This is a genomic window from Bradyrhizobium sp. AUGA SZCCT0222, from assembly GCF_018130205.1.
In the GTDB taxonomy this organism is placed as follows: domain Bacteria; phylum Pseudomonadota; class Alphaproteobacteria; order Rhizobiales; family Xanthobacteraceae; genus Bradyrhizobium.
In genome coordinates this window covers 1-4,830 of record NZ_JAFCLX010000095.1, presented here as the reverse complement: position 1 = coordinate 4,830, position 4,830 = coordinate 1, and the positions used below count along the sequence as shown (strand labels likewise).

At 63.1% G+C, this 4,830-nt stretch carries 6 protein-coding genes; 4 read left to right on the top strand and 2 right to left on the bottom strand.

Annotation, left to right across the window (positions count from 1 at the left end; genetic code table 11):
- Positions 1 to 363 precede the first annotated feature (363 nt).
- The gene (locus JQ629_RS36850; RefSeq protein ID WP_212269998.1) at positions 364 to 762 is read right to left on the bottom strand and encodes an MAPEG family protein; all 399 of its coding nucleotides are present in this window, start codon (positions 760 to 762) and stop codon (positions 364 to 366) included.
- Positions 763 to 850: 88 nt separating this feature from the next.
- Here JQ629_RS36850 and hemH point away from each other — a divergent pair, with 88 nt between their 5' ends.
- The 3 genes from hemH (at position 851) to JQ629_RS36835 (ending at position 3,700) form a co-directional block, all read left to right on the top strand.
- Positions 851 to 1,888: a ferrochelatase gene (gene hemH / locus JQ629_RS36845; RefSeq protein ID WP_212416784.1), complete on the top strand. Its 1,038-nt coding sequence runs from the start codon at positions 851 to 853 to the stop codon at positions 1,886 to 1,888.
- A gap of 155 nt (positions 1,889 to 2,043) precedes the next feature.
- Positions 2,044 to 3,048 carry an SPFH domain-containing protein gene (locus JQ629_RS36840; RefSeq protein ID WP_212416783.1) on the top strand — a complete coding sequence of 335 codons (1,005 nt, stop codon included), beginning with the start codon at positions 2,044 to 2,046 and terminating at the stop codon, positions 3,046 to 3,048.
- A gap of 205 nt (positions 3,049 to 3,253) precedes the next feature.
- Positions 3,254 to 3,700: an NfeD family protein gene (locus JQ629_RS36835; RefSeq protein WP_212269995.1), complete on the top strand. Its 447-nt coding sequence runs from the start codon at positions 3,254 to 3,256 to the stop codon at positions 3,698 to 3,700.
- Here JQ629_RS36835 and JQ629_RS36830 read toward each other — a convergent pair.
- Entirely contained in the window at positions 3,697 to 4,038 is a 342-nt protein-coding gene (locus tag JQ629_RS36830; protein ID WP_212416782.1) for a winged helix-turn-helix transcriptional regulator, read from the bottom strand. The genes JQ629_RS36835 and JQ629_RS36830 overlap by 4 nt on opposite strands.
- Positions 4,039 to 4,111: 73 nt before the next feature.
- Between JQ629_RS36830 and JQ629_RS36825 the strand changes: the two genes are divergently transcribed.
- A complete protein-coding gene (locus JQ629_RS36825) occupies positions 4,112 to 4,663 on the top strand; it encodes a carboxymuconolactone decarboxylase family protein (protein WP_212416781.1) in 552 nt (183 codons plus the stop codon).
- The last annotated feature ends 167 nt before the right edge of the window (positions 4,664 to 4,830 follow it).

Below are 4,830 nucleotides of genomic sequence, written 5' to 3'. Positions count from 1 at the left end.
GATCACGGCATAAGCCGTAAAGCCATTGCGCAGGGAAGGCCGGGTGTTCTCCGCTGCCCTGTATGCTCGTGTGCAGCTTTCTTTGCACTATTCGCACACGAGACCGCGGGTGCAGCGCGCACCCGGTCTTCCCTGCGCCCTCACTATGAGAGGGCGGGAAGTTTCTGGCAAACCTCGGGCGCAATGCGTCGCGAGATCGCGAGGCTATATCCACGTCGTCCCGGACAAGCGCAGCGCGATCCGGGACCCATACGCCGCGGCCCATCGGTAAGAGCGCTGGCGTTAGAGACCTTCTGCAACAACGACTGCCGCGGAGTATGGGTCCCGGAGTTCGCCGGGACGACGAGAGATTTGCGTATGGCGCTACCCCGGCAAATACCCCTTGACCGCCGGCAGGAAGAAAATCGCGATGTTGATCGCAAAGCCGATGGACCACAGGATCGAGCGCAGCGTCGGGCGGTTGCCCAGATAAGTGAAGACGTAGGCGATCCGCACGATCAGGAACAGCACCGCCAGTTCGTCGATCAAATGTTGCGGCCCGAGGCGAAACTCGGCCAGCAGCACCGCGACCGCGAAAAACGGAAAGGCCTCGATGCCGTTCTGATGGGCGCCCAGCGCCCGGGCGCGGATCGGATCCTCGTAGAAATCGGGGGCACGGGGCCTCGCATTGTCGAAACGGCGAAACCCGATCCATTTGACCGAGGCGATCGTCAGCAAGTACAGCAGCAGCGTTCCGAAAACGCACCATTCGGCGACCGTCATGGTTCCTCCCGCCCGGGGCAAGGCCTGAGCGTATCGAACCGATGGTTGTCTTGACAAGGATGGTGCAACGCGCGAAGCCACGGAAATCATGACCGTGGTCGTTCCCATAGGAAACGCGAAGCCAGCGGCGGCAGCAAAGCCGGAGCGCGTCGGCGTGCTGCTGGTCAATCTCGGCACGCCCGATAGCGCCGACGCCAGGGGCGTGCGGGTGTATCTCAAGGAATTTCTCTCCGACCCGCGCGTGATCGAGGACCAGGGGCTGCGCTGGAAGCTGATCCTCAACGGCATCATTTTGCGCATCCGTCCCCGCCGCAAGGCGCGCGACTACCAGAAGATCTGGAACGTCGAGAAGAACGAATCCCCGCTGAAGACCATCACGCGCGCGCAAGCCGAAAAGCTGGCGGAGGCGATCGCAGACCATGACCACGTCGTGGTCGATTGGGCGATGCGTTACGGCAATCCGTCGATCCGCTCGCGCATCGATGCCCTGACCGCGCAAGGCTGCGACCGTCTCCTGGTCGTTCCGCTCTATCCGCAATATTCCGCGGCGACCTCGGCCACCGTGTGCGACGAGGTTTTCCGCGTGCTGGCCGGCATGCGCGCGCAGCCGATCTTGCGCGTGACGCCGCCTTACTATGACGACCCCGATTACATCGATGCGCTGGCGGCTTCGATCAATGCTCATCTGGCGACCTTGCCGTTCCAGCCCGAACTGATCGTCGCGTCGTTTCACGGCATGCCACAAAAATATGTCGACAAGGGCGATCCCTATCAGGCGCAGTGCATCGCAACAACCGACGCCCTGCGCCGGCGCATGGGCCTTGATGCGTCCAAACTCAAGCTTACATTTCAGTCGCGCTTCGGCTTCGACGAATGGCTGCAGCCCTATACCGACAAGACCATCGCGCAGCTCGCGAAAGATGGCGTCAAGCGCATTGCCGTGGTGACACCCGGCTTCTCCGCCGATTGCCTGGAGACGCTGGAAGAGATCGCGCAGGAAAACGCCGAAATATTCAAACACAATGGCGGCGAGCAGTTCGCGGCGATCCCCTGCCTCAACGATTCCGAGCCCGGCATGGACGTGATCCGCCAGCTCGTGTTGCGCGAGCTTCAGGGCTGGATTTGATATTCCATTGTTCAAGCGCCATACATCTGGCGGGCGTCAAACGGCTCCCTACGTAACCATTGCTAGAGAACAGCCGGGCTGAACCGGCGGTGGCATCCGGCAGACATATGGACGACCGCGTCCGGCAACGGTCTTGCCGGTTTTGGAGGGAATTCATGACTGGTTTCGACATTTTCGCGATTGCGTTTTTGCTGCTGGTCATTGTGACCCTGTTCGCCGGCGTCAAGACGGTGCCGCAAGGCTATGACTGGACCATCGAACGGTTCGGCAAATACACCCGCACGCTGTCGCCGGGGTTGAACATCATTGTTCCCTATTTTGACCGCGTTGGCCGCAAGATGAACATGATGGAGCAGGTGATCAGCATTCCCGAGCAGGAGGTGATCACCAAGGACAACGCCACCGTGACGGTGGACGGCGTCGCGTTCTATCAGGTGTTCGATGCCGCCAAGGCCAGCTACGAAGTATCCAATCTCGATCAGGCGATTATCGTGCTGACGATGACCAACATCCGCTCGGTGATGGGCGCGATGGACCTCGACCAGGTGCTGTCGCACCGCGACGAGATCAACGAGCGGCTGCTGCGTGTGGTCGACGCCGCGGTGTCGCCGTGGGGGCTGAAGGTCAACCGCATCGAGATCAAGGACATCGTGCCGCCGGCCGACCTCGTCGAAGCGATGGGCCGGCAGATGAAGGCCGAGCGCGTCAAGCGCGCCGACATTTTGCAGGCGGAAGGCCAGCGGCAGTCGGAGATCCTGCGTGCCGAGGGCGCCAAGCAGGGCCAGATCCTGCAGGCCGAAGGCCGCAAGGAAGCCGCCTTCCGCGACGCCGAGGCGCGCGAACGTTCGGCGGAGGCTGAAGCCAAGGCGACACAGATGGTGTCCGAGGCCATCTCCAAGGGCGACGTTGCCGCGCTGAATTACTTCATCGCCGACAAATACATCAAGGCGTTCGGGCAACTGGCTGAATCGCCGAACCAGAAGATCCTCATGCTGCCGATCGAGGCCACCAGCATCCTGGGCTCGCTCGCCGGCATCGGCGAGATCGCCAAGGCGACCTTCGGTGACGCCGCTACCGCGGCAGTCGCGCGGCGCGGTTCGGTGCCATCAACCGGTCCCGCCACGCCGCCGCCGCCGCCGCCATTCTCGCCGCAGCGGTAGGGAGACTTCCCTCCCGCGCTTGCGGGGGTCGAGACGAGCGAAGCTCGCTCTTAGGGTGCCGAGCGAAAGCGAGGCGGGTGGGGGCTCTCTCCACGAGTCGTATCGCCGAGAGAGCCCCCACCCCAACCCTCCCCCGCAAGTGCGGGAGAGGGAGCTGACTGCCGGTGTGTTGTCGAGTTCGACTAAAAAGGACAGAGGTCGTGTCATGGCCGACATATTTGCTACCCTGGGCACCTGGAACTGGCTGATCTTCGGCTTCATCCTGATGGCGCTGGAATTGCTGGCGCCGGGTGTCTTCCTGTTCTGGCTCGGGCTTTCCTCGCTGATGGTCGGCCTGGTGTCGTTTGCGATCAATCCATCGTGGCAGACGCAGCTTTTGATGTTCGCGTTGTTCGCGGCCGCGGCGGTGCCGGCGTGGCGGCATTTTGCGAAGAGCGCCGGCAGCAGCAGCCAGAGCAACCCGTTCCTCAACCGGCGGACCGAAGCGATGATCGGCCGGGAGTTCACGCTGGAAAAACCGATCGTCGACGGCACCGGCACGGTGCGGATCGACGACACGATCTGGCGCGTCGCCGGCCCCGATGCGCCGGCCGGCAGTCGTGTCAAAGTCGTGCAAGCCGATGGCGCCAGCCTGACGGTGGCGGTGGCCTAGTCTGTCGTTTGCTTGCTCCACCGCTCCGCAAAGCGGTGGAGAGGAAGGAAGGTTTCGTTCAATTCCTGGCCGAGCCCGGTCAGGCCATAGCCATCGCCCGGCAGCAGTTCGATCAGGCCGGCCTCGCGCAGTTCGGAGAGCCGGGTCTGCATCACAGTCGGCGAGGCCTCGTCGCAGGCAGTGCGCAGCGCGCGCGAGGTCAGCGGTGCCTCGCGCAGCTCCCAGAGGATGCGCAAGGTCCAGCGCCGGCCCAGCAGATCGAGCAGCGCCATGATCGGCCGGCCGGTCCGCGTGCCGCGGACGGCGCGTTTCTTCATGGCAGGGGCCTGTTTCGGCATCGGAAACCCTCTTGCGATCCGCTACAGATATTGTAGCGTCTTGCTACATTTATTGTAGCAAAGGAGTGAGCCGATGTCACAATCCGCGCCCCGCATCGCGCCGTTGCAGCCGCCTTATCCACCCGAGATTCAGCAACAATTCGACCGCATCATGCGCGGCGCGCCGCCGCTGGTGCTGTTCCGGGTGATGGCCGGCCAGCCCCGCGCCTGGGAGAAGTTTCGCGCCGGCAGCCTGCTGGATCGCGGTCCGCTCAGCTTGCGAGAGCGCGAGATCGTGATCGACCGCACCTGCGCGCGGACCGGTTGCGAATACGAATGGGGCGTGCATATCGCGGCGTTCGCGGAAGCCGCCCACCTGACCGCCGAACAGGTCCGCGCCACCGTGCTCGGCGATGCCAAGGCCGTCTGCTGGTCGGAAGCCGAACAGGTATTGATCGCAACCGTCGATGCCCTGCACGAGCGCGCGACGCTTGATGAGGCCGAGTTCAAGGCGCTGTCGGCGCATTATGACGACGCGAAAATTGTCGAAATCATCCAGCTCTGCGGCTTCTATCGCACGGTGTCATATCTGGCCAATGCGCTGGCATTGCCGCCGGAGGAGACGGCGGCGAGATTTCCGAAGTGAGATGTCGTCCCGGCGAAGGCCGGGACCCATACTCCGCGGCCCTGATTGTCGAGGAAGGTGTCTAACGCCGGTATCTCATACGAGAGGCCACGGCGTATGGGTCGTAAGTCTCGGTGCCTCGATTAAGATGGGGCGATCGAGGCGGGCGTTGCGGGGTTTATGGGAGG